Origin of the sequence: Pseudomonas sp. NMI542_15, assembly GCF_021283425.1 — a bacterium.
In the GTDB taxonomy this organism is placed as follows: domain Bacteria; phylum Pseudomonadota; class Gammaproteobacteria; order Pseudomonadales; family Pseudomonadaceae; genus Aquipseudomonas; species Aquipseudomonas fortuita.
This window is the reverse complement of the sequence record NZ_JAJSRO010000004.1, coordinates 155990-178341: the sequence shown is the minus strand read 5'-3', so window position 1 is coordinate 178341 and position 22352 is coordinate 155990. Positions and strand designations below refer to the sequence as shown.

23 protein-coding genes are annotated in these 22352 nt (G+C 60.9%); 3 read left to right on the top strand and 20 right to left on the bottom strand.

What is annotated here, in order from left to right; genetic code table 11:
- Positions 1-44: 44 nt before the first annotated feature.
- The 12 genes from LU684_RS09755 to LU684_RS09700 all read right to left on the bottom strand — a co-directional run bounded on the left by LU684_RS09755 (position 45) and on the right by LU684_RS09700 (position 13775).
- Positions 45-269, bottom strand: coding sequence for a hypothetical protein (locus tag LU684_RS09755; RefSeq protein WP_232894573.1), 225 nt, complete (start codon positions 267-269; stop codon positions 45-47).
- A 13-nt stretch (positions 270-282) separates the two neighbouring features.
- Complete coding sequence (locus LU684_RS09750) at positions 283-813, bottom strand: DUF2514 family protein (RefSeq protein ID WP_232894572.1); 531 nt, start codon at positions 811-813, stop codon at positions 283-285.
- On the bottom strand, positions 810-1244 hold the full coding sequence (locus tag LU684_RS09745; RefSeq protein ID WP_232894570.1) for a structural protein P5: 435 nt from the start codon (positions 1242-1244) through the stop codon (positions 810-812). The genes LU684_RS09750 and LU684_RS09745 overlap by 4 nt, the downstream gene beginning before the upstream one ends.
- A 61-nt stretch (positions 1245-1305) precedes the next feature.
- A complete protein-coding gene (locus LU684_RS09740; protein ID WP_232894569.1) occupies positions 1306-1530 on the bottom strand; it encodes a hypothetical protein in 225 nt (74 codons plus the stop codon).
- A 60-nt stretch (positions 1531-1590) separates the two neighbouring features.
- Positions 1591-1950 carry a hypothetical protein gene (locus LU684_RS09735; protein WP_232894568.1) on the bottom strand — a complete coding sequence of 120 codons (360 nt, stop codon included), beginning with the start codon at positions 1948-1950 and terminating at the stop codon, positions 1591-1593.
- Positions 1947-10094, bottom strand: coding sequence for a TipJ family phage tail tip protein (gpJ, locus tag LU684_RS09730; RefSeq protein ID WP_232894566.1), 8148 nt, complete (start codon positions 10092-10094; stop codon positions 1947-1949). The genes LU684_RS09735 and gpJ overlap by 4 nt, the downstream gene beginning before the upstream one ends.
- A gap of 56 nt (positions 10095-10150) precedes the next feature.
- Positions 10151-10741, bottom strand: a complete 591-nt coding sequence (locus LU684_RS09725) for a tail assembly protein (protein WP_232894565.1) — start codon at positions 10739-10741, stop codon at positions 10151-10153.
- Positions 10742-10783: 42 nt separating this feature from the next.
- The gene (locus LU684_RS09720) at positions 10784-11206 is read right to left on the bottom strand and encodes a hypothetical protein (RefSeq protein ID WP_232894563.1); all 423 of its coding nucleotides are present in this window, start codon (positions 11204-11206) and stop codon (positions 10784-10786) included.
- 20 nt (positions 11207-11226) lie between these two features.
- A complete protein-coding gene (locus LU684_RS09715; RefSeq protein ID WP_232894562.1) occupies positions 11227-11817 on the bottom strand; it encodes a hypothetical protein in 591 nt (196 codons plus the stop codon).
- Positions 11818-11908: 91 nt separating this feature from the next.
- On the bottom strand, positions 11909-12529 hold the full coding sequence (locus LU684_RS09710) for a KilA-N domain-containing protein (protein WP_442964202.1): 621 nt from the start codon (positions 12527-12529) through the stop codon (positions 11909-11911).
- A gap of 152 nt (positions 12530-12681) precedes the next feature.
- Positions 12682-12924: a hypothetical protein gene (locus tag LU684_RS09705; RefSeq protein ID WP_232894559.1), complete on the bottom strand. Its 243-nt coding sequence runs from the start codon at positions 12922-12924 to the stop codon at positions 12682-12684.
- A gap of 161 nt (positions 12925-13085) precedes the next feature.
- Positions 13086-13775, bottom strand: coding sequence for a lipopolysaccharide kinase InaA family protein (locus LU684_RS09700; protein WP_232894558.1), 690 nt, complete (start codon positions 13773-13775; stop codon positions 13086-13088).
- Positions 13776-14010: 235 nt separating this feature from the next.
- On the opposite strand from LU684_RS09700, the gene LU684_RS09695 reads away from it, so the two are divergent.
- The 3 genes from LU684_RS09695 (at position 14011) to LU684_RS09685 (ending at position 15290) form a co-directional block, all read left to right on the top strand.
- Entirely contained in the window at positions 14011-14352 is a 342-nt protein-coding gene (locus LU684_RS09695; RefSeq protein WP_232894557.1) for a type II toxin-antitoxin system RelE/ParE family toxin, read from the top strand.
- A gap of 10 nt (positions 14353-14362) precedes the next feature.
- Positions 14363-14665, top strand: a complete 303-nt coding sequence (locus LU684_RS09690) for a helix-turn-helix domain-containing protein (protein WP_232894555.1) — start codon at positions 14363-14365, stop codon at positions 14663-14665.
- Positions 14666-14834: 169 nt separating this feature from the next.
- A complete protein-coding gene (locus tag LU684_RS09685) occupies positions 14835-15290 on the top strand; it encodes a retropepsin-like aspartic protease (RefSeq protein ID WP_232894553.1) in 456 nt (151 codons plus the stop codon).
- A gap of 218 nt (positions 15291-15508) precedes the next feature.
- Here the strand turns inward: LU684_RS09685 and LU684_RS09680 are convergent, their stop codons facing one another.
- The 8 genes from LU684_RS09680 to LU684_RS09645 all read right to left on the bottom strand — a co-directional run bounded on the left by LU684_RS09680 (position 15509) and on the right by LU684_RS09645 (position 22352).
- Positions 15509-16264 carry a C40 family peptidase gene (locus LU684_RS09680; RefSeq protein WP_232894551.1) on the bottom strand — a complete coding sequence of 252 codons (756 nt, stop codon included), beginning with the start codon at positions 16262-16264 and terminating at the stop codon, positions 15509-15511.
- Between the two features lie 2 nt (positions 16265-16266).
- Entirely contained in the window at positions 16267-17016 is a 750-nt protein-coding gene (locus LU684_RS09675; RefSeq protein ID WP_232894549.1) for a phage minor tail protein L, read from the bottom strand.
- 9 nt (positions 17017-17025) lie between these two features.
- Complete coding sequence (locus LU684_RS09670) at positions 17026-17364, bottom strand: phage tail protein (RefSeq protein ID WP_232894548.1); 339 nt, start codon at positions 17362-17364, stop codon at positions 17026-17028.
- On the bottom strand, positions 17364-20285 hold the full coding sequence (locus LU684_RS09665) for a phage tail tape measure protein (RefSeq protein ID WP_232894547.1): 2922 nt from the start codon (positions 20283-20285) through the stop codon (positions 17364-17366). Before LU684_RS09665 ends, LU684_RS09670 begins: the two co-directional genes overlap by 1 nt.
- Positions 20286-20288: 3 nt before the next feature.
- On the bottom strand, positions 20289-20540 hold the full coding sequence (locus LU684_RS09660) for a DUF1799 domain-containing protein (protein ID WP_232894610.1): 252 nt from the start codon (positions 20538-20540) through the stop codon (positions 20289-20291).
- Between the two features lie 62 nt (positions 20541-20602).
- Entirely contained in the window at positions 20603-20986 is a 384-nt protein-coding gene (locus LU684_RS09655) for a phage tail assembly chaperone (RefSeq protein ID WP_232894545.1), read from the bottom strand.
- A gap of 9 nt (positions 20987-20995) precedes the next feature.
- Positions 20996-21655 (bottom strand): phage tail protein, encoded by a 660-nt coding sequence (locus LU684_RS09650; RefSeq protein ID WP_232894544.1) that lies wholly within the window; start codon positions 21653-21655, stop codon positions 20996-20998.
- 64 nt (positions 21656-21719) lie between these two features.
- On the bottom strand, positions 21720-22352 hold the full coding sequence (locus tag LU684_RS09645) for a DUF1983 domain-containing protein (RefSeq protein WP_232894542.1): 633 nt from the start codon (positions 22350-22352) through the stop codon (positions 21720-21722).

Below are 22352 nucleotides of genomic sequence, written 5' to 3'. Positions count from 1 at the left end.
ATCGTATAACCCATTAGCACTTCAGGCAACGACCGACCGGCGGCCTAATGCAGCGGTGGCAACTCCTTGCCTCGGGCCTTGGCCACGACACGAAGCTGATAATCCGACACGACCTGGAACAGCGACTCGGCCAGCTGGCGCAGGCGCTCCACCTCATGTACCGGCGCGCCGCGATCCTGGGCCTGGTGATACTCGCGCATGGCGTCGATCGCCTGCTGAATCAGCGGCTCGCCAGCCTCGACCATTCCGATAAACGTCCGCTTGTCCACTTCGATGCCCTGCTCACTTGGTCAGGCCATTATAGATCGACTCACACGCCAGCCCGGCTATTCGGCTTCGCTCAAGCGCTGCCGCGAGGTCTCCCGCCATTCGGTCAGACTCTTCAAGCAATCCCCCGAGCACCACGACGGCAGAGGTTCCTGCCTGGCGCTGCTGGGCAGCGATGGAGTCGCAGGTTGCTGCTCGGCCGGCGCGCAGTCGAGCGATTTCCCCGCGCAGCCCGCCAGCAGCAGACTCAGCAGCAGCGGCGCGGCCTTGGGCCAGTTCCAGTTTCTGTCGTGCACTCGCACCCTCCTCGTCCGCCAAAGCCTGGCGGCGCTGTTCTACTGCTCTGGCTTGGGCGGCAGTGCGCCGGTCGCGCTCGGATACCTCAAGGCGGTAGTCGGAAAGCTCGGCGCGCGCAGATGCGGTTTCACCGCGGGCGGCGGCCGCCTCAGCCTTTCCCGCTCCCACGCGGATTTCCTGGCCTCCAGCCACCATAGCCAAGGCAATCAGCCACCAGCACCAGGTGGGCACCGCGGCCCGCCAGGTCATGCCAGCGCCCGCCGAACGCCTTCATCAATGATCGTCGGCGCGTATGGGTTACCGCCGTTCTCGTGGATGATGATGCTGACCACCATGCCGCGCAGCGTGGCCGGGTCCTTGATATTGATCGGGTCGGTGGTACGCACGCCCAGGCGCTTGGCCACGGTCGAGGCGTAGGCTTGGGTGTCGTTCTCGTTGCTAGGCGCCCATCGGTTGATGGTTTCGAGCACCGTATCAATGCCCTTCCCGCCCACACCGGGCATGCCGTCTTTGCTGCGGTAGTTGATCAGCAGCTTGCCCAGCGCGCGGATGCCGTTTTCCGGGGTGTCGAAGACGGCGAAGCGGCCGCCGGGCTCCTTGCCGATCTGGCCCTGCCAGTCGTTGCGGGGGTTGTAATCGATATTGCCGGGGTTTTTGTTGCGAACACCGCGTGCGGTCATGGGATTTCTCCAGGCGAAAAAAAGCCCGCACAAAGCGGGCATTGGGTGGTTGCGAATGCCGTCAGGCAGCAGGCGCCCCAGGCTCCGGTGCTGGCTCTGCCGGATCTTTCGCGCTGATGGAGACCTTGGCGGTATAGTCCTTCAGTACCTGCGCGACACAGACCTGGGCGGCCGGGAACTGGGTCAGGATCTCGCGGGCACGGGCGTCAGCCTCCTCCTGGGTGGCGTAGCGGGTTTTGTTGGCGACTTCGTAGTCATTGCTCAGGTTGATGGCGACAAATGGCATGGGTTTTCTCCAGATAAAAAGAAGCCCGCTCAACGGCGGGCATGGGGTTTTGTGAAACCTTCAGGCTTTGGGGTGTTGCTGTTTGACCCTCTGCAGGGTCGTGTAGAAAGGCTCAGCCTTGGGCATCGCGCCTTGATCCATGGCGTGCCAAAGCATGTCCAATTGATCCTCAATAGGCGGGTACCCGTCCCGGCGCGCCAGGTCATAACTGACAGCGGGCGCGTAGGGCTCAAACTCGCCGTCGATGTACTTGAAGCGTCCCTGCGGCGCCGTGCCAAGGTGCAATACGCCGTCCAGGGCATGGTCATTCAGGTGCAGGCGCTGGGAAGTGCCCGACTGAATAACCACATTCTGCTGGTCCGTAACAAAGTACGAGACGACCTCATACGGATCGTCCCCATCCAAGGTCAATCTGTTCATCGTTTGCATACCACCGCAAGAATCGAGGCGCCGTTAGTGTTACCGGCGTGGTTTGAGGAAAGGGTGTAGGTGTGCGTGCCTGGCCCTGGGTAATCCATCACTCCGCGGCTGGCGATGCTGCTCCCTTGCGGTCGCTCGACCCACAGCGCAACCCCGTTCCTGGTCATCGAGATGTCCGAGTAATAGGTTTGCGTAAGCGATCCGAGCAAAAACACGGGGTAATTACCGTCGAGCGTTACCGTCACGCTGACGGAGCTGGCAGATGCGAATGCACCCACCGGAATGGTCACTGCGTTACCCCGAATACGCAGCGTGTCCACCTCCGCCTCACCGATCTTCGCGGTAGTGATGGCAGCATTCGTGATCTTGGCATTTCCGATACTTGCGTCCCGGATATACGCATCACTGATGAACGTCTGGTTGCCGACCACCGCAAACGGGCTTGAAACTGCATCGCCAGAAGGGTTGAGAATCGCAAACCTGCCGGCCAGGATCGCAAACGTGGATTGAACCGCACCTTTGGAGTTGTCGATGCTCAGGCCGAACCCGGCGACGTGCCGAATACCGTTGGCGGTCATCTGGACCTTCACGACCTCTGACGCATTTGCCACGGCATTAAGCTGAGTCAGCGTCGAGCTCACTCGCTGCACTGACGCATTCGTGTCCCCCAAGGACGATTGCGTGGTCTGGATCTGCTGGCTGAGTGCCGAGTCGGCGTTGGTTCGCGCAGTTATCTCGTTCTGGATCGCTGCCTGGGCGCTGCCAACCGATGTGTACAGCCCATCGATGCGCTGCGCCTCTGCCGTCAGCTTGTCGCCCTGCTGGGTGACCGTCGAAGTCAGCGACTCAACCACGCGGCTCGACGCCGACGGCCCGACACGGCCGACTGCGATCCAATCAACATCCCACACAGAATCGAGCGAATTGGCGAAGTCGAACCGCAACCGGCCGATGGTGCTATCCAACCAGTCCGTGCCGCCGACAGCCAGATTGGCCATGTCCCACTCAACAACAGCTGACTGGCCCACCGCGATGTTCGGGTTAGCCGCACTGGCTCGATAGGCAGACAAAATGCCGTGGGTAGTCGTTGAGTAGTAAAGTGTCCCCGTCCACGACGTGGCTGCACCGCCGCGGCGCGTTAACCCTACGCGCACCTTGGTGTATTGAGCACCGGGAATACTCAAGGTGAGCGCCCCGCTACTGGTCAGCAACTGCGGATTGGTGCTGGTCGGCGTCAGGCGCAGCGAGCCTCCAGACACTGCAGTATTTGCATTGACACCCACCAATCCTTCGGCGCCGGCATCGAACTGCCAGTAGGCCCCGGGAGCTGGGTCGAGCCCGGATGCGCCCAGGCCGCTCTGGATTGCACCGACATTGTTGCTCAAGTCGATCAGGCTTGCGGACTGGCTGGTGTTAACCCCCTCAGCTGCAGCAACACGGTTGGTAAGGGTTTGCAGCGCGGATGCCTCGGCTTTGGTGGCAACCTGAGTGAGCGCCGACTGCGCAGCGGCCGCAGCATCGGTAGCCGCTTTGTCGGTGACCGCCACCCAAGCGCTGCCGCTCCACCGTTTCGGCGTGTTGGCGTTGTTGGTGGTATCGATCCACAAGTTCTGGCCAAGGCGATCCGCCACCGCCGGGGCAGCAGACTGGTACAGCACCTTGCCCTTGGTCCCTGCCGAATCAGCCGCCGCTTGTGCCGCCTGCTGCGCGGTCGTGGCGTTTTGGTTGGTCACCGTTAGGCTGTTGTCCATGGCCGTGATCGCCTGACCCTGCGAGGTCAGCTTGCCCTCGGCGTCCGTCACCCGCGAGTTAATACCCTGCACCACCGATGCATCAGCTTTGCCCTGGGCAACCGACAACGCATTGGCTGCCGCCGCAGCCGCATCGGTGGCCGCCTTGTCCGTGACCGCGACCCAGGCACTACCGCTCCAGCGTTTAGGCGTATTCGCATTGTTGGTTGTGTCGATCCACAGGTTTTGCGCCAATCGATCAGCGGCCGCAGGGGCTGACGCCTGAATGATCACCTTGCCTTTGCCACCCGCCAGCGTGTTTGCCGCATCGGCGGCCTGTTGAGCAGTAGTCACGTTCTGGTTGGTGGTGGTCAAGCTGTTCTCAAGCGTTGTAGTCCTCCCGGTGACGCTGCTCAGCGTGCCGCCCTGCTGGTTGACGACCGACGTCAAGTTATCGACCGCTTTCGAGGTCGCACTGTTGATCGCAGCGTTGACCAGCCTGTTGTCTCGCCACCCGCTTGCACGAGTGCCTTGCTCCACTTGGTACTGGTCAGCCTCGATAAAACCACCTGTAACACTGGCGCCGCCGTACACCACTATCGACGGATACAGCAGGACGGTGTCGGAGGTGGCAACGAAGGTCACAACCAGGCGCGCCCACTCCAATGTGGCATCCTGCCGGACCGACCCCCACGAAGCCGTGTTGCTGCCGGCGGCGTTCAGGTTGTAGACCTGAGCGAGCACGCGTAGCCCTGGGGTGCCCCGCACGTAGACGGACGCCGTGTAGGTTTTCCCGGGAGTGACCTTGAACCGCATGCTTTGCTTGACGTAAACACGCGCCCAGGTACTTGGCGAGAGCCCAGTAATATCGAGACGCTGTGCAATGCCCGGTGCCACCGTTGAGGGAACCAGACTCGGTGCCCGTGTACCGGCGCTGCCGTCATACCACCAACCGTTGCCGATCCCTGGTGTACCGGGATCTTCTTCCTCAAAAGACGAGTTGTAGACCAGGTTCTCGCCACCGACATCGCCAATACTGTTGTTCAGCTCGGTCAATTGGTTTGAAGCGCTGGTCAGCCCTTGTTCAGTCAAAGAGACACGGCCAGTCAGCGCACTGGTGGCCAAGGCGTTGTTATCGATCTGGGCCTGCTCGGTAACATCTTCGATGGTGAAGAAGTCCACCGCCAGCTCACCACCAATACCGCTATAACCCGCGATCATCATCGGGGATACCCAAGCCACGCCGGACTTCATCCGCTTGGGATCGGCCAGTGTTCCCGCACCCGCCCCACCACCCTCGCTGCCGACGGTGTGACCTTTGACATAGGCCGTATGAGTAACCCACTCGCCCACCGGCTGCGGCCGCCCGTTTATAACCACATAATGCGAAGAACCAATGCCCACATTACCGAGGTTGTTTAAACGAGTTACACCGTCTTCGGCAAAGCCATCAAGTCCGGCATAGGTAACCGGGCTTCCATTGCCCGGGGTCAGTTGTTGAATGCGCACCGTAAGCTTGTACAGCCGCTCAGGGTCGAAGCGGATTTTCCGGGTCGAAGCGCCCCACCAGCTGGCATTGTTGGCTCCCCCACTCAGCGTCAGCGTAGCGCCGCTGGTATTGCCTGCAACGTTGGAAAACGAAGCTGACGCGCCTGCACCACTGTTGGTGGAAATCCATTTATCAAGCGATGCGTCAGAGAAAACGCTCTGGTAGATCTTGGCCGGGTTGTTGTCCAGGCTCTGAGCCAGGTTGGCGTTGATGCTGATCAACGCCTGTCCGTTGGCCGTAACCTGCTGGCCCTGCTGGGATACGGTCGACCCCAGCGTCTGCAGCGCCGAAGCGTCTGCCTTGAGTGCCACTTGTGACAGCGCCGACTGCGCCGCTGCCGCCGCATCGGTGGCCACCTTGTCCGTCACCACATGCCAGGTCGTGCCGTTCCAACGTTTGGGCGTATTGGCGTTGCCCGTGGTGTCGATCCACAGGTTTTGTGCAACACGATCCACCACGTCGGGCGCAGCAGCCTGCACGATGACCTTGCCCTTGCTGCCTGCCAGCGCGGCCGCGTTCTGCGCCGCTGCCTGCGCCGCCGTCACGTTGCCGTTGGTGGTGTTCAGGCTGTTTTCCAGGCTGGTGGTCTTGCTCGACGTACTAGCTAAGTCCGTACCCTGCTGGGTCACCTTGGCATTCAACGCTTCCACCGCTGTCGCGGTCGACGCCTGATTGCCACTGTTGACCTGACCGTTGTCGCGCCACCCGGTGGCCAGCGCGCCCTCCTCGATCTGGTATTGGTCGCCCTCGATAAAGCCGGCAGAGGCAGACGCGCCGCCATACACCACAAACGCCGGGTAGATTTGCGCGGTATTGGCGTCAGCGGTGAACGTGACCGAGAGGCGCGCCCACGTATCGCTGGCATCGACACGAACACCGGCCCACGAATTGCTGCTGACGCCGGCGTCGCTGACGCCATACACCTGCGGCAGAATACGCAGGCCGGCGGTGCCGCGCATGTACACCGAAGCGGTGTACGTCTTGCCGGGCACCACCTTGAACCGGCGATTGGCACGGCCATAAACTCGGGCCCAAGTGCTCGATGTCAGCCCTGCTACGTCAAGGCGCTGGGCAAAGCCCGGGGCCAGGGTAGAGACGACCAACGAAGGCACCCGGGTAACCGGAGCGCTCGCACTGTCATACCACCAGCCATCGGCCACCAGGGGTGTGGTGGGGTCCGGTGTGTCGAACGACGGGTTGTAGACTAGGTTCTCGCCGCCAACCAGCGGCAAGGCCGCATTGATCTTGGTCAGCGACTGTCCCTGCGCGCTGAGGTTCTGGCCGTGCTGGTTGACCTCATTGCTCAGGGCCTGAACGGTCGACGCTTCGGCCTTCTTGCTCACGCTGTCGGTGAGCGAGGTCAGGACCTGGCTCTGCGACGTAAGCTGCTGGTCTTGTGCCGCGTCCTTTTGCTCGGTGGCCGTGACGCGGTTACTGACCTGCTGCAACGACTGAGAACTGGCCTTGCCGTCGATGCTGGTCTGCATCCCATCCATGCGGGAAGCCTGAGACGACAGCTTGCCCTCGGCCTCACTGACCCGGGTGGCCACGTTGTTGACCACGGTTGCATCGGCCTTCAAGGCAACCTGAGACAACGCCGACTGGGCCGCAGCCGCAGCATCGATCGCCGCTTTGTCGGTGACCGCCAACCAGGTGGTGCCGTTCCAACGCTTGGGCGTGTTCGCATTGTTGGTGGTGTCGATCCACAGGTTTTGGGCCAAGCGATCAGCGGCCGCAGGAGCTGACGCCTGAATGATCACCTTGCCCTTGCCGCCCGCCAGCGTGTTAGCCGCATCAGCTGCCTGCTGGGCGGTGGTCACGTTCTGGTTGGTGGTGGTGAGGCTCGACTGCAAGCCACCGATCTGTGTCGCTTGCGCCGTGGCCTTGCCGTCCAGCGTGGATACGTCGGTTTCGACCTTGGACACACGCGAAGCCGTGCCGGCCGCCGTGACGATGGCCTGGCCAACGTCGGTCCAGTAGGTCGCGTTCGGTGGCGGGGTGTTCTTCGGTACCGCTTTCAGCGCCTGGTACAGCTTGCCGTCAGCCCCCAGCACTCCCTGATTGGTGGTGTAGGTCTTGTCTTTGTTGTACGGCAGCGAGCCGGCCAGCACGGATACCGAGTCGATTTTCTGCTGCAGGTCGGCCTTGGCGGCACCAACCTCCTGGCCAACCGCATTTACTTGCTGCTGCAGGTTGTCGCGGACGGCGGTGACCGAGTTGTGTACAGCCGCGACTGCGTTGTTGACCTCGGAAACCTGCTCGCTCAGGTCGCTACGCGCCGCCTCAACTCGCTCGTTTACCGATCCAGGGCCATTGCCATCTATAAGGTCGATCTTCTCGGTGAGCTGCTGACCAAGGTGGCTTTCGAGGATCTCGCCAGCGATCTGCTCAAGGATCGGCCCGGCATCGGCGCTGGCTGCGCCAGTTACGTACGTCCCCTCGACAGGATAAAACGGTCCGATGTTGCCAGACCGATCTACCAGACGCGCCCAGAAGTAGAAGCGCTGCCCGGCACGTAGGCCCTGCATGACATATTCATTCTGCGGGTACGCCAAGTCAGCCAGCTTGGTGGTCAGGCTAAGATCTGCACCCTCGCTGTACCATAATTCGGTGCGTTGCGTGTCTTCAGCACCCGCTGGAAAGCCCCATTTAATGCCGATGCCGAATAGCAGGCTCTCAGCTTCGAGGTAGGTGACCGATGGCGGCTGGCCTTCCTTTCCGGAGAGCTGAGTGAGAACAGAGCTTTTCCAGACCGAAGTGATGTCGAAAGCGCTCACCGCACGGACGCGCGCCAGGTAGGCACCAGCATAGATACCGACCACGTCGACAGAAGCGGCCCCAGTGCGCTGCATGCTCACCCAGTTGCCATTATCCTTGCGCCACTCTACGTCGTAGGCGACAGCGCCATCCACCGCCGGCCAGACGATGGTCATGGTGCTGACCGCTATGCCTTGGTCGATCATGTGGGTGGACGACAGCGTCACGCTGGCCGGGGGCTGCACGGTTGTCACCGGGATCACGCTGATCGGACGCTCATCCAGCTTGGCGCCGGTGTCGATCGCCGCGAACTTGCTCGGGTTGAACTCGAGCGCGGTGATCTCGTACTCGCCCTCTTGGGTGCGCGTTGTCTTCAGCACCCGGAACAGCTGCACCGCCAGGTCGTGGTAATCGATTGCCCACTGCAGTTCCGGCTCGGGCTGCACGCCATACGCGGTGGTTACCGTCACCGCGCGGCCGGCCACCGACTGCACCGTGCGTGCCTGGGCGGTGCCGTTCGGCAGGTTCAAGATCAGCCGGTCGCCAGCCTTGATCGGCGTGTCACGGTCCAAGGTCACAACGCGGCCGGCAGCCGCCGAAATCCGACCGCCGTTTGGACGGCCCGCAACCAGCTCGTCTGCGACGGGAATGACGTAGCCAGGCAGCGGAATGCGCCCTTCCATGCCGGTCTTGAATGTGACGGTGCGGTCCTGGCTGTTACTCAACAGCGCCCACTTACCGCGGCGCTGGGCCTCGGACGCACGGGTGCAGCCGATGGCTGAAATCTCCACCGGCCGGTCCCGGTACCGGCGCTGGAGAGCGTTGTCCGTGACCGGGATTACATCGGTGTCATAGTTGTTGGCCGGGTTGTCGTAGCTGACCAGAGCCCGGCTGTAGTGCGTGTTACGCTCGGCACCGCCGTAAACGAACTCCCCGTCGATGACATTGGCCCGGGTGAATACGTAGTCGATATCCTGGGCGCGCGGCATGTCTGCCTGCATGAAAAGAGAGCCGTGAGCCCAGTACACCATGCCCCGGTAAATCGCCGAGAGGTCGCGCAGCAAGGTCCAGGCTTCGGCGCGGCCCTGAAGATTCATGTCGCACAGGAAACGCGGCTCCTGACCGCCCTGCCCATTCGGCACCTGCTGGTCGCAGTACTGGGCGATGCGGTACATCTCCCACTTGTCGACCATCCACGGCTTGATGCGTTTGCCCAGGCCAAAACGGTCCTCGACGCACAGACCGTAGGTCACAAACGCCGGGTTGTTGGTCCAGGCCTGCTTGAAGGTGCCGTCCCACACGCCCGTATAGGTGCGTCCAATGGGGTCATAGTTGCTTGGCACAGGCCAGCGCTTGGCCTTGCAGTCGACGGTCACCGCCGGAATATTCTGGAACTGCTGCGCATCGAACTCGATGTACAGCAGCGCTGTGTTCGGGTAACGCAGCTTTTCGTCGATGATTTCGGTGTAGCCGGCGATGGTCATCGTGTCGGCAATGGTGCCCTTGTTGGCGTTCGGAGTGATCCTGCGGACGCGGAACATCCACCCCGAGGTGGCCTTGGGCAGGTCCACGCGCACGGAGCGCTGGTAGCCGCTGGTGGTCTTGCCGTCTACGGCGCCAAGGTGGGCCTCGACATAGGCGCCGCCGTCGGTGGCGATATCGATGGCGTACTCGATGCGGTAACCATTGGTGTTGCCGTTGCTGTCCTGCTGAGCAAGGCGCGGCCAGGACATGCGAACACGCACGGCGGAGAGCTGGGTGTCGCTCAGGGCACGACTGAACGGATTGTCACTGCGCAGCTCGACACCAACGGTGGTCTCGTTCTCCACGGCAGGAATGCCTTGGATATAGTCTTGCTCGATCGTGCCGCGGCGCCACTCCCACTTCACGCCAGGGAAGTTCACATTGCCGCTGGCATCCATGATCGGCGTGTTGTCGAGGTAGATGTCGCGGTCTGTAGGAGTGCCGTCAAACTCGCCCTCGCCCACGGCGATCAGAATCTTAGCGACGTTCGTCGATTGCAGGCTGTCAGGAGCCTCAACGGGAGTCTTCGGTTTGCTCTCGCCGCCCTTGGCGCCAGTGATTTTCAGATGAGCTGCTGCGCCCATACTTTCCTCCGGGCAATAAAAAACCGCCCGGAGGCGGCTGGTTTGCTGAATTGGCCCTAAGCCTTGTCTTGCGCCTCGATCGAGGCAGAGATAATCGCCCCGCCCCAGCGGCGCTTGCCGATGCAGATTGGGACAGGGTTACCGCTGGCGGTGGTGTTCTTCGCGCTGCCGAAGGCGTAGGAAGGAAGGTTCTCGGGCGATCCGCTCTGTGACAAGCCCTTGGCCTGCGGGCTGAGCATCTGGATCACACCTCCGATCCCTACCGCAATACCCGTTTGAACAAGCCAGGGCTGCCCGGTGACGACGCCAACGACAATCAGGACTGCAGCGATTACCGTCTGTAATACGCCGCCTCGCTTGCTGCCTTCTACTACGGGGACAATGCGCACTTCCTGAGTGCCGCGTCGCCCCAGATCATCCACTCCGACATTCTTCCGGTTGCGGAAAATGGCGAAACGCATGCCCAGTCCATCCAGGCGCCTGATCTCTGCCTCAAAGCCATCCAGCGTGGCCTTGAGAGCCTTGAAGACCTCCCAGGTTTCGCCACTGTCTATCTGTCGGCGGTGCGTGCGGCCAAACTTCTGGGCCAGAGAGCCGGAGAGTTTGATCGTCGTTAATGATTCGTAGTGTGCTGCTGTGACCGCCATGCTTTCCTCCGGGCAATAAAAAACCGCCCGGAGGCGGTTTGTTCAGTTGTAATTGACATACGGCCCTATATAGATGCCGCTCATGTCTCCAGTGATGCTGTAGAGGCTTTCAGCCCCAACCTGCACGGCGCCCGTAATGGTTCGGACGGCTACGCCCATGCATAGGCCTGATCCCGCGAAGCCGACCCCAATGTTGGGATGGCCTGGAGGAAGAAAGAACGTCGCGCGCTGTCCTGTGCCAATTTTCGCCGCCTTCACGCCGTCGATGTAGACGACTGCATCGCATCCAGACCCCACGAAACCAGAGTCCCGGACGACAGTGAGCGTCCCGCTTTGTCCTGCGGGCTTTGTCTGATAAGCATAGAGTTCGTCACTCGGCACCGGCTTCGCTTGCCCGACAGATATCGCAGATGAAGCACACCCCGCCAGCATCGCCAGCCCTACCGCACCGATCAGAATGCGCATGCCGCCACTCCCATGCGAGCTTATTGAAGCCATTCGTATACCCACCTATTGGTAGATGGCTCAGGCTTCTTGAAAATCTGCTCCCAAGCTCTGGCATATGATGGGTACCGCGAAACCTGAGAGATCTTCCAACTGCTACTGACGTCCTTTCTTTCGAGAACATACTGGAAGGGCTCGCCCGCTTCCTTGGCCTTCTTGTCATCAGCATCAAGAACTGCACCCTCTTCAGGAGGTGTCACGTTCTTGATTTGAGCGGTAACTACAGCGCGCGTGTCCGACTGGACCTCCACCTTCGTGATCTGCCTCTCAAAGAGAGGTGGAGTCTGCCCGCAGCTTCGCTCGTTGTATACGTCATCAGTCGACAGCTCTGAAAGCTTCTCGAAGTATGGAGCGGCCAGTTTCAAGTTGTTTTTACAGATTTCTGCCTGCAGGGCCGCACCGCTGTCTTTGGCTCGCCACCATGACTTTACAGCTACGTCAGGAGAGTTATTGCTAACTTCTGTCCTTCCGACCGCGCTGATAGCTTGAGCGAGGCCGTCCCCTGTCGCTTTCTCCTCATAGCATCCGCCCAAAACCAAAGCGGTCGCCGTTACCAGTACCAAACGTTTCATGCTCGCCCTCCTTGCTGATGAGGGCAATCTACCACTACAGCGCGCCAGCACCAAAACCCCGCGATGGCGGGGTTCTGCTTTCATTGGGTGATTACCGGGACAGACCGTGCGCGACGACCTCCGGCATTTCAGCCTGCAGCTTCTCGGCCAGGCGCTTCAGTGGCTTGGCTACCGACTCCTTCCAGAGGATCTGCTGTACCGGCTTTCCGTCGCTGTGCTTCTTTCCAGTGTCGGTGATGACAGCGAACTCCTTGCCATCCGGCGTGACCTCCCAGCGTTTCTTGCCGGGCTTGTACGTCACGTGGTGTTGCAGCCCGCACTGGGCCAGCAGCTTGTTCATGCCGTTCGCAGTCACGCCAAACTTCGCACCAAGCTCGCTGGGAAGGTAGTTCATCTCCTGAGCTTCGTTGACCAGCCGCTTAACGCCGGCCATTTCCATCAGGTCGATGCCAATGGCCGAACGGACCATGCTGTTCGCGCTCAGGATCGCTTGGTTACCTTCAAGCCCCAGGCTCTCAGCGATGCGCTTGGCGGCATCGAAGTTATCTGCTGCTACGGGCAGGCGCCGCTCCTGCGGAATGACAGCATCGTTCGCCGCTGCCGAGTCGAAGGTTCGGATCACATGCAGGCTGAACGTTGGGCTGACCCACATGGCGTAGGCGTAAACCAATTCCTTGCAGGCATAGGTTCCCGGTGAGCTACCTCCGCGCACAACTCTCAAAGCGGGAATTCCCGCTTTGAGCCTTAAGGTCTGCTAATCACACAGACCCTTGTCAGGGGTCAGCCCGACCAAACGCCGGACTTTTCGTTCCTGCCAGATACAAAAAAGCCCACATCAGTGGGCCGTGTCGACAGGGTAAAAGATCAGAAAACGGATGTGATGTCCATGATCGCAAATTTCTGACCATCCTCTGCCGGGACTGCGCACATAGTGCGACGCCCCTTGTCATCCCAGTCAATTGCGACGCTGACCGCAGAGACTTCGATGACCTCGAATGGGCGAACCTGGTAGCCTGGCACTACCACCCCCTCATCCTCGCAAGCCGCGAGTACGTGCATATCAGGGTCGAGCTTTTGCAGTTCAGCGATGAGTTCTTTTACCCTCATGGGCATTGCTCCTGACTGTTGACGAGAAACGCCAACTTAACAGCGCGGCTACGGCGCCGCTAGCCGAGAAGCAAAAAGCCCAGCGCGTTGCCAGGCTTCTTAGGAGGGTTCGACTAAGGAATTATCGTTCCATCGGCCCCGCTTGCGATCGACGGCTCAGGTTAAAGCAGCCTGAGGATATTCACCTTGAACACACTGCTGTAACCGCTGAAAAAAGCAAGCCACTCAGCGTCGGTCCAATTGGACCTGCGCTTGACCTGCCTCAAGTCGTGCCGGCTTGCCTTCAAGGCAGTGAGGCGCTTCCTGGATTTCTCAAAATCCAGCAAGGCCACCTTCACCGCGCCGCCGCGAAGATCAACGAACACGTGTTTCAGGTATAAGCACCCGTGCTGCCACCGACCGCGGTTCAAGGTTGCCAGAGCGCGGCCGTATGCGGCCAGAACCTCGTGATGCCGATCAGTTCCCACCGACTGGTACAGACCCTGGCGGTAGAACTCCTCCAGCGACAAATAGCCATCGAGAGCCGCAGTTATCATCACTGCCTGCCATACCCCATCAAGCTTGCGGACGTAGCTGTAGAGAAGCTCCGGAGTCAGTACTCCCAGCGAATCGGCGGCCGCCAGAGCATGCGCTTCACGGGCAACCGTCGGGTATCCAAGTGGATGACGCAGGCTTCGATAGATGTGCCCTGCCTGCTGTTTTTTGTAGAAGGTTTGCCCATCGTACTCAACCCTCAGTACACCGCTCTCACCTCCTCTACGGATGTTTGGAGGCTCTACCCATACCCCAGGAGCTGCCAAGATATGCTCGAGTCTTGGAGGGCTGGCATCGAGGCCGTGTGAATGTCTCATCAGGAACCTGCTGGCGGCTGGATATCAGCACTATCCTACCAATACGAGATGCTGTCTACCCAGATTTCGGTTACAAGCCGGGCTAGCAAACCATCCAAAGTGGAGGGGCAGCTTAAAAGTGGACCGCAGGTGAAATGGTGCGCATGCAAAAAGCCCAGCGCGGGGCTGGGCACACCGCTAACCAATCTGATTAGCAAAAAGTTGCAAAAAGCACCATTTTAGGTACACTCCCCTCATGCCTGATATCCCTCTTGTACTAAACGTCCGCTTCTTCTGTACCACCGCAGGCAACGAACCAGTGCGCGAATGGCTGGCTGCCCTGCCTCGGGAGCACAGGAGGATGATCGGCATCGACATAAAGACCGTTCAACTGGGCTGGCCCATCGGTATGCCGGTGGTACGCAAGCTTGATGCCGGGCTCTGGGAGGTCAGGGTGGATCTTGGCGATTCCATCGCGCGTGTTCTATTTACGGTTGCAGGCTCCGACATGGTGCTGCTGCATGGCTTCATTAAAAAAAGTCAAAAAACACCCGCATCGGACATGGCAACCGCCAAACAGCGCAAAGCAAGACTATGAGGTGCAACACATGAATCAGCACATTGGATCTGACTTTGATGACTTCCTTGCCGAGCAAGGCCTTGCCGAAGAGGTCTCCGCCGCGGCACTCAAGCGCGTTATCGCCTGGCAGATATCCGAGGCGATGAAGGCACAGCATGTCACCAAGAAAGCCCTGGCTGCACGCATGCATACCAGTCGAACCGCAGTGGACCGCGCCCTCGATCAGGATGATCCAGGAATGACCCTGGCCACGCTGGCTAGCGCTGCTCGCGCACTGGGTCAACGTGTGGAGGTGCGACTGGTGCCAGAGCAAGAGGCGGCTCACGCATAATCTCGACCCAATCGAGTAAGCCCGGCCAAGCGCCGGGCTTTTCGTTCCTGTCCACCCATCCAGCGTGGATGGAAAGCCAGTACCGAGCCTGGCGGAGGCGTAGTAGGTTTGCGCACCAACAAGACGAACTAATCACGGAGATGGATCGAAAGTGCGACCGAGAGCTGTAGTGGACGAGAATGTCGTAAGGATCAAGTTTTTGAATGATGATGGCTCGCTTTCCGAACTCCCCAGGGAGCTCGACCTCAAGCCAGTGATTGAGATAGAGGTGGAGCACTCCACACCTACTGGTTTGATCACATCAAAGGCTTTGGCTCTTATAGATACAGGCGCTGACCATCGAGTAATCGACAAGGCTTTTGCTGAGAGTTTAGAGTTGCCACCTGCTGGAACCACCGATACCTCTGGAGTGGGCGGCCACGCGAGAGATATCAACTACTACCAAATCAACTACAGAGTCACAACAAACGGCGGTTTGAAAAATCTCAAAGGTGCCTTTGTAGCGCCGTCTTTAGCTGACACGGGTCGAAAGTACCAGGTCATTCTAGGTATGTCCTTCCTGCAGAAAGGTCGTCTAATAATGGATGCTCAGACCCACGATTACTTGTTCGAGTTTTCGGATTAACCTATCCGTGCAGCAAGTGCCATGTCCCGATATTGGGCTGAAATGATGGGTTGGTCTGCTTGGGTATTCAGAAGGTACACAATTTTTACTGGGCGGCCCGGCGCAAAGCCGTCTGGGAAAGCCCATAGATAGCATCCGCTCCAAGCCTTCCAATCTCTATCGATACAGGAAACCAAGCGGGTTTCACTCTGCATTGCTGGCTCCTTGTTGACCCTTCATCACTTTGCGTCCCGATGACGCAGCACAAGGCGCGTCCGGTCGAGCCATGGCCCGCCGAATACGATGATTTCTGATGGCCTGCCAAACAGGTGGTGCAACAGGAATGGCCCGGGGCCAAACACTTCTACCTGCTCGCCGGGCAGCTGCGGGTTGGCACCCAGGTAGATGCCGGCGTGGTTCGGGTGCGCTGTGCGCCCCACGGCCATGACGATCATGTCGCCGCGTTGCGGCTGCCCCACCTGGTAAAAACCGGCGTCCTCATAGGCCTGCTCGTACAGGCTTGGCCCGCTCGCCTGCTCCCACCAACCCTCTTCCCGGGCGTAGGCCGGGAACTCCAGGCCCCACTCCCGCTGGTACCAGTCGGCGCAGACCTGCCAGCAGTCCCAAGCGCCGTGCACGAAGGGCCGGCTGAGCAGAGGGGTATGCCCGGTCGGCGTGATCGAGCGCAGGTCGCCCTCGGGCCAAGACAGGATGTGCCAGGGCAGTCCAGTGGCCTCGCACATGGCCAGGTCCCGCGGCGACGGCCGGCTGGTTGCGTCAGGGTGGGAGTGCACGATGCCGATCACCTCGCCCTGGTCCTCTGCTGCCGCGTACTGCTCCGGCGAGATCCGAAACTCTTCGGCGGGCTCGGTCGCGGTGTTGTCGCAGGCGATGTACCTGTGAGCCCTGCCGACAGCGACAATGAGCCCGCAGCACTCGCGCGGGTATTCCGCCGCGGCGTGCTTCTGCACGGCGGCCAGGATGTGTTTGCGCATGGTTAACTCCGGGCGATCAGGGAAACGGCTGGGAAGCCGCCGAAGGGCAGCTGATTACCTTGACCGAAGCGAACGGTGCAGCCTGTGTCCAGGCAGCCGTTGCATTGGTCCTTGACGGGGTCATCGGTTGGGTTGCCGTCCAGGTCGTAATAAGGGCCGGTGTAGCCGCAGTTCGGGCCGCGGTAGCCGGCGGTCATCGCCCAGTGGCATAGCTGGGTCATCTGCCGGCCAATGGTCTCGCCGCCGACATCGCCGGGGCTGGCAAGCTCCCAGGCGACCGTGGTGCCGCTCTCCGACACCTTCTGGTCGATGTACCAGACTTCGATCGCTTCTTCGGTCGGATCGGCCTCCGGATTGCCGCCTGGAAAGTTGGCCGCGTCCAGGTATCGCGCCATGGTGTGGCGCATGGTCAGCTTGAACTCGAGCAGGTTGTCGAAGGCCAGGCATAGCGCCGTTATCCTGCCGTTGACGTTGCCTACCGTCAGCGTGGGCCGCACGGCGGTGCCATCCGAATTGGCTTCGATACCGTCGATCTGCATGGGCCAGGCGCCGTACTCATTGCCCTGCCACCAGATGGCCTTGGCAGGTAACTGGTCAGCGTTGGCGCCGGCCGTCGCCAGCTCCTCGGGGGTGTGCGGAATTGCATGCCCGTGGAACCGCAGGGTGTCGGCGCCAAAGTCCGAGCCATCCAGCTCAAACAGCAGCACCTCGCTGCCCGGCTCCAGGGTCTGGATGTCCTTGATCAGTGACATTGTGGGTCCTTACGGGTGGAAAGCCCGCTGGAAGGTGGCGGTTACCTTGAACCGACCGCCGCCGACGGGTGTGGGCTTGGGGTCAGCGCAGGTGAACAGGCCAAGATCACCGAGGGGCGTGGTCCAAAGGAAAGCCTTCGCGCCGCCGTGGCGGTCGAGGAAGTCCATGATCTGGCGGACCTTGGCCTTTGTGCCGAAAACCGTGACGGGGTAGCTGTCTTCCTTATTGTTGGGGCCGTCGCCGACCACCTGCCGATACCCGCCACCAAACCGCGACTCCCGAATCCGATAGTTGATGTCTGGCGTTTCACCGCGCTGGGTTGGCCAGCTGAATTTCTCGACGGCCATCAGCGCCTCCCGTTTGCGTTTCGGTAGCTGGTGCCACCTGGTCGCCACGAATCGGCGATCGCTTTTTCTGCTGCCATCTGCATCTGCTTCTGCATGTTCTGCTGGAGCAGGTCCTGATCGAGCTCCACCCCCTCATCGCTCCGATCAGGGATGCTGATGCTCACAGGCGCGTTGATTGAGATGGATGTACCGCCTCCACTACCCCCGATTGCTCGAACGCCGAGGTTACCGTCCGAAGTGCGGGTCAGCGGCATGATTGCCTCAGGCCCAGCCTCGGCGAACACGCCGGCACCCTTCGCAAACGCGAAGAACTTCGGCGTGTCGTGTACCTGGTTGCTGAAACTTGAAAGGCTGGGCGAGTCGTAGACACCGCCCTTTGCGTTTGCAGTTACGAAGCCACCTTCGCTGAAGCCGCTGGTGCTGACCGTTTGCCCGCCAGGAGTGAAGTAGGCCCCAGCCACGGAGCCCAGGATGCTCCCGGCGATACCGGCGATAGCCTTCTGGGTCGCAATACGCGCCATGTCGGCCAGGATCGACTTGGTGAAGTCGGCGAACGAGAACTTGCCTGTCATGGCGAAGTTGACGACCGCATCTTCCATCGAGCTGAAGGCGTTGGTGAACAGCGTTCTGGTCTGTCCTGCCACGTCCCTGGCCTGCTCCAGATAGTTCTGGAACGCCGACGACGCGCCGGCGTCCCAGTCGCTCTGGGCAGCGGTCATCTGGTCGTAATTGGCGACTGCGGTTTCCTGCAGGTCCCGCTGTGATTTGTCGAGGGCTGCCAGCTTCTGGTTGTACTCGTCGACGCTCATGCCGCGCGAGCCATCGCCGTACTGGTTGGCCAGGTCCAGACGCTGCTGGTTGACCCGATCAGTTATGCCGTTCTGCTGGTCCTGCAGGCTTCGCTGGCGGTCGCCCAGGCCGAGACCATCGGCAGCACGCTGACCTTGCTGGCGCAGCGCCTGCACCTGCTGATCGAGCGCACTGGTATAGGTCTGCACCGCCTGGGCCTGCTTGCGCAGCCGGCCTTCCTCGTTCGTGGCCAGCACGGCCAGTTCCGAGTCGGCATCCTTTTGGGCCTTGACCATGCTGGCCCGGGCATCGGCGATCTTCTGGTCAAGCTGGACCCGCTGCTGGGTGCTAGTGGTAGCGCGGCCCTTGGCTTCCTCCAAGGCGCTGATTTCGGCCTGGTAGGCGCCGGTTATCTCGGCCTTCTGCTGCTCGATGATCGCGGCGCGCTGGGCAGCATACGACTCCTGGGAGATGATCCCGGCCTTCTGCGCCGCGTCCAACTCCTTCTGGTGGTTCTTGTACTCGGCCAGGATCACGTTGAGCGCGTTTTTCTGATCATTGAATCCAGTGAGGTCGACTGCCGAGGTCTTGCCGGCTGAATCCTTGTACTGCTTGGCAATATCGGCCTGCACCCGGGCGATGCTCCCGGGTTTCAGGCGCTCATCGTTCGGATTGACTTTGCGAATGTCTTCGAGGGATTTTTTATAGTCCTTCAAAGCATCCGCGCGCTTCTCGGCGTTGGTCCTAGCCGACTTTTCAAGGGCATCCACTTTGCCGATGGCCAGGATCGCAGCCTGTTGTCGCTGGTTATCCAGCGCACGCGCCTTGGCGATAGCGTCGAGCGTGTCTCGCTGCTGGATGAGGCCTTTGAGTTCCAGGCTCGCATTATCCCGCTTGGCCTTAGCGTCCGTATCGCTTGGGTCGCCCCTCAACGCGCTTTCAGCGGCAGCAAGTCGCTGCTGGGCTTCAACTATGCGGCTGGCCGCATCCTGCTCGCGACCGACGTCTTTCATGGCATCGACGGTGGCAGACACCTCGCCTTTGAGCGCCTTCCAGCCGCGCTCCCAGAGCGACAGGTTCTCAGTCACTTCACTGCTGCGGGTTTTGATCGTGTCGACGTAGGTGTCGGTCAGCAGTTTGGCGGCGCCGATGGTGTCGCCCTGCTCCTTCAGCGCAACGATCTGCGAGTAGGTTGCTGCGGTCAGAAAGTTGTACTGCTCGTTGAGGTCTTTGGCGGCCGCCACGGGATCCTTGCCGATCTTCACGAACTCGGCGACCGTGTCCTCTACCGCCCGACCTGTTGCCGAGCGCCATTCGAGGGCAGCTTCGGTAATCTCCACAAAGCTGGCCGAGGCAACCTTGCCGCTGCTCGCCAGCTGAGTGAGCACTCCAGCGGCGGCGCCGGTGGTACCGACCGTGGCCGCAACCTCGCGTGCCATGCCAGACAGCCGGTCAGAGGTCGTGCCGGCGGCGTTGCCGGACAGGATGAGCGCCTTCTGGAAGCGAACGGCCTCTTCGCTGCCGGAATAGTAGGCCAGGCCAAGCGCGCCCACTGCTGCTGCAGCGACGGTAAACGGATTCACCAGGCTCAGCACGTAGCCGCCAAGCGCCTGCGCGGCCGGCCCGATGCCGCCAAACATGTCCTTGAGCTGGCCGCCCTGTTGCAGCAGGACAGTGAGCGGGGCCTGGCCGCCCTGCAGTGACACGAAAATATCGGTGAATTGGGCAGGAACGCCCCGGAGCGCGGCAGCGTTCTGCTTGGCCGTGTTGCCAGTACGGGTCAGCGACTCATCAAAGCCAGTAAGCGACTTGCGTGTCTGATCGATCTTGCCCTGGTATTCGCTGAAGGTGGCGACATCCAGCGCCCCCAGCTTTTTCTGCTTAGCCAGGCGGGTTTCAAGTTCGTCCAACCGGCCAAGCGCTTTAACGGTCGGGTCGATCTCGCCGAGTAGCTGGCCAAGGTCGTCAGCTTGCCCACGAATGGCCTGGCCAGCTTTCTTGGCGCTCTGCTCCAGACCGGCAGCCGCCTTCTCGGCACGGCCACCAGCCTCAACCAGCTTGTCCAAGTCAGTCGCAGCGTGTACGGCATCGCCGGAATCCACCCTGATCCCGAGTTCGGCAATGGTGGTCATGATCTACTCCACAGATTCGGCCATGACGGCCAGTGCCTCGACCTCCATGGTGCGCAGGTCGGGGAAAATGTCGATAAGTTCGAGGCGTTTGATGCCAAGCATCGAGGCGGTGATCGGAATGGCAGCGTAGTCCAGGCCAGAAGGTCCGCCCTGCCCCAGGCGCCATTGCGTGCTTAGGGCCTCGAACAGCCGGAAGGCGGGCCAGGCGTCGGGCCAGACCTCGACTTCTTCTTCGGGAATGTCCGCGAGGGTCAGTCCCAGCACCGCCAGCTGCTCGGCAGAAGGACCAGGTTCATAGATGGCCCTGGCGGCCGCCCTCAGTTTCCCAGGCGGGCCGGGCTATAGGCGCTCTGGTATGCCTCCGTGACAGCCTTTGGCGCACCGGTGCAGGTCTTCACTAGGTCGAGAATCGCCTCCTCGCTGAATTCGTCATCCAGATCCCAGCCAACCACGATGTCCTTGAGCTGCTCGGCCTGCAGCTCGATTTCCGCCGCGGTGGCCTCTTTCCAGCTGGGGCTGTCTTCCTGCACCTTGGCAGCCCATGCGTCACGTGCCCTGTTCCAGCGGTCGAACATTTCGGCCAGGGCCACCCGGTCGAGGTAGCGGAACTGGAATTCCACTGGCACCGGTTCGGCGCCTACGCGCGGGAGCTTCACTTCGGCGCTGAACGTCGGGTTCTGCGCGATCTTGATCTTTGCCATGGGGTCTCCTTAAGCGGCAGCCATGTAGCGCACCGGACGGCCCGAAAGCGCGATGCTAATGGTTCGGGTCATGAGGTTGTTCCGCTCCATGGTTGGTGTGGTGGTGATGCTCACGTAGCCCGGGTAGAGGATCTGGTCGCCGCCTGGGAGCTTGAGGCGCACCACCGTGAGCTCTTTGCTATCCCCGTAGGCCTCGACCAACTCCACGTAGTCAGCGGCCGGCTGGTCCTCGACTGTGATCGACAAGGTGATCGGGTTGCGGTTGGTCGGGAACTGACGGTCATCATCGTCTTCCAGGTAGCCTACGGTCAGGTACTGTTGCTCGCCGCCGGCCGAGGTGAACGCGGTGACCTTGGAGATCTGCGCCCAGTTGCTGACCGGAATGACCGAGCCGATGCCCGCTCCGGCAGTGAACTTGTCTGTGTTGGTGGTATTCAGCCCGCCAAGCGAGAACTTGTCGGCTGCCACATTGGCGGCCCGCACGGCGCGGTCGCTGATCAGCGCCCAGCCGGAGTTGACCAGCAGGACGTCACCATTCTTGATGGTGTGGCCGGCCGCGTTGGCCACCGGTGGTGCAGCGTTGGTCAAAGCGGTAAAGGCGACGGCGGCGCCCAGCGTGCTGGCGATCTCCAGCACAGAGCCGTTCGGCAGCGGGAAGCGTGCGGCCATGGTGTTTTCCTCTTGGGTAAAAACGAAAAAGCCCGCACGCGGCGGGACTTGGAAATTGCAGTGATCAGCTACGGTGCAGAATGCCACCAGGCTTGAGCTCATCGCGGAGCAGGCGGCGAACGTCGTCTTCCAGGCTGGGCCCGAGCTTCAGGCTCCTTGCGACAGTGTTCATGCCAAGCCCGACTCCAGCGACGTAGAAGTGCCCCTGATCGTTCACGCCCAACTTGACGCTGTACTGACCGAGCGCAATATCCGCATCGCGCCGGGCATTGACTTCGTTCTCAATCGTATTAGTGAGCCCGGTGATTGCCTGCCCTTGTGGAGTCACAGTGCCGCCTTGGGCGCTGACTTGGCCGGATAGCGAGGCGACCTTAGCGATCAATTCGGAGACAACTCCTTGCAGAGAAACAATCGCATCAGTCGCCACCTTGGCAAACAAAAGGCCGCCAGGTTCGACCAAGTCCTGCCTGGTCAAACATAGGGCAGCGAGCTGCTCGTCTGTAGGTGGCGTGTCGCTATCTTCATCACGCAAATCCCTGAGCTGCTGAGCGGCCTGATCATTGGTCAGGCCTGGCCCGGCAGTGGTGATCATCTTCACCTCCGCATGAATACGACGATTGCCATCGTTCAGTACAAGCCGTCCATAGTCATCAATCTTCCAGCCGGATACCCCCGGCACATAATAGACGCTCTGCAT

Coding starts and splice junctions, on each gene's coding strand:
- LU684_RS09750 (WP_232894572.1), bottom strand. CDS start 813: ATGACCTGGCGGGCCGCGGTGCCCACCTGGTGCTGGTGGCTGATTGCC.
- LU684_RS09745 (WP_232894570.1), bottom strand. CDS start 1,244: ATGACCGCACGCGGTGTTCGCAACAAAAACCCCGGCAATATCGATTAC.
- LU684_RS09740 (WP_232894569.1), bottom strand. CDS start 1,530: ATGCCATTTGTCGCCATCAACCTGAGCAATGACTACGAAGTCGCCAAC.
- LU684_RS09735 (WP_232894568.1), bottom strand. CDS start 1,950: ATGAACAGATTGACCTTGGATGGGGACGATCCGTATGAGGTCGTCTCG.
- gpJ (WP_232894566.1), bottom strand. CDS start 10,094: ATGGGCGCAGCAGCTCATCTGAAAATCACTGGCGCCAAGGGCGGCGAG.
- LU684_RS09725 (WP_232894565.1), bottom strand. CDS start 10,741: ATGGCGGTCACAGCAGCACACTACGAATCATTAACGACGATCAAACTC.
- LU684_RS09720 (WP_232894563.1), bottom strand. CDS start 11,206: ATGCGCATTCTGATCGGTGCGGTAGGGCTGGCGATGCTGGCGGGGTGT.
- LU684_RS09715 (WP_232894562.1), bottom strand. CDS start 11,817: ATGAAACGTTTGGTACTGGTAACGGCGACCGCTTTGGTTTTGGGCGGA.
- LU684_RS09705 (WP_232894559.1), bottom strand. CDS start 12,924: ATGAGGGTAAAAGAACTCATCGCTGAACTGCAAAAGCTCGACCCTGAT.
- LU684_RS09700 (WP_232894558.1), bottom strand. CDS start 13,775: ATGAGACATTCACACGGCCTCGATGCCAGCCCTCCAAGACTCGAGCAT.
- LU684_RS09695 (WP_232894557.1), top strand. CDS start 14,011: ATGCCTGATATCCCTCTTGTACTAAACGTCCGCTTCTTCTGTACCACC.
- LU684_RS09690 (WP_232894555.1), top strand. CDS start 14,363: ATGAATCAGCACATTGGATCTGACTTTGATGACTTCCTTGCCGAGCAA.
- LU684_RS09680 (WP_232894551.1), bottom strand. CDS start 16,264: ATGCGCAAACACATCCTGGCCGCCGTGCAGAAGCACGCCGCGGCGGAA.
- LU684_RS09675 (WP_232894549.1), bottom strand. CDS start 17,016: ATGTCACTGATCAAGGACATCCAGACCCTGGAGCCGGGCAGCGAGGTG.
- LU684_RS09670 (WP_232894548.1), bottom strand. CDS start 17,364: ATGGCCGTCGAGAAATTCAGCTGGCCAACCCAGCGCGGTGAAACGCCA.
- LU684_RS09665 (WP_232894547.1), bottom strand. CDS start 20,285: ATGACCACCATTGCCGAACTCGGGATCAGGGTGGATTCCGGCGATGCC.
- LU684_RS09655 (WP_232894545.1), bottom strand. CDS start 20,986: ATGGCAAAGATCAAGATCGCGCAGAACCCGACGTTCAGCGCCGAAGTG.
- LU684_RS09650 (WP_232894544.1), bottom strand. CDS start 21,655: ATGGCCGCACGCTTCCCGCTGCCGAACGGCTCTGTGCTGGAGATCGCC.
- LU684_RS09645 (WP_232894542.1), bottom strand. CDS start 22,352: ATGCAGAGCGTCTATTATGTGCCGGGGGTATCCGGCTGGAAGATTGAT.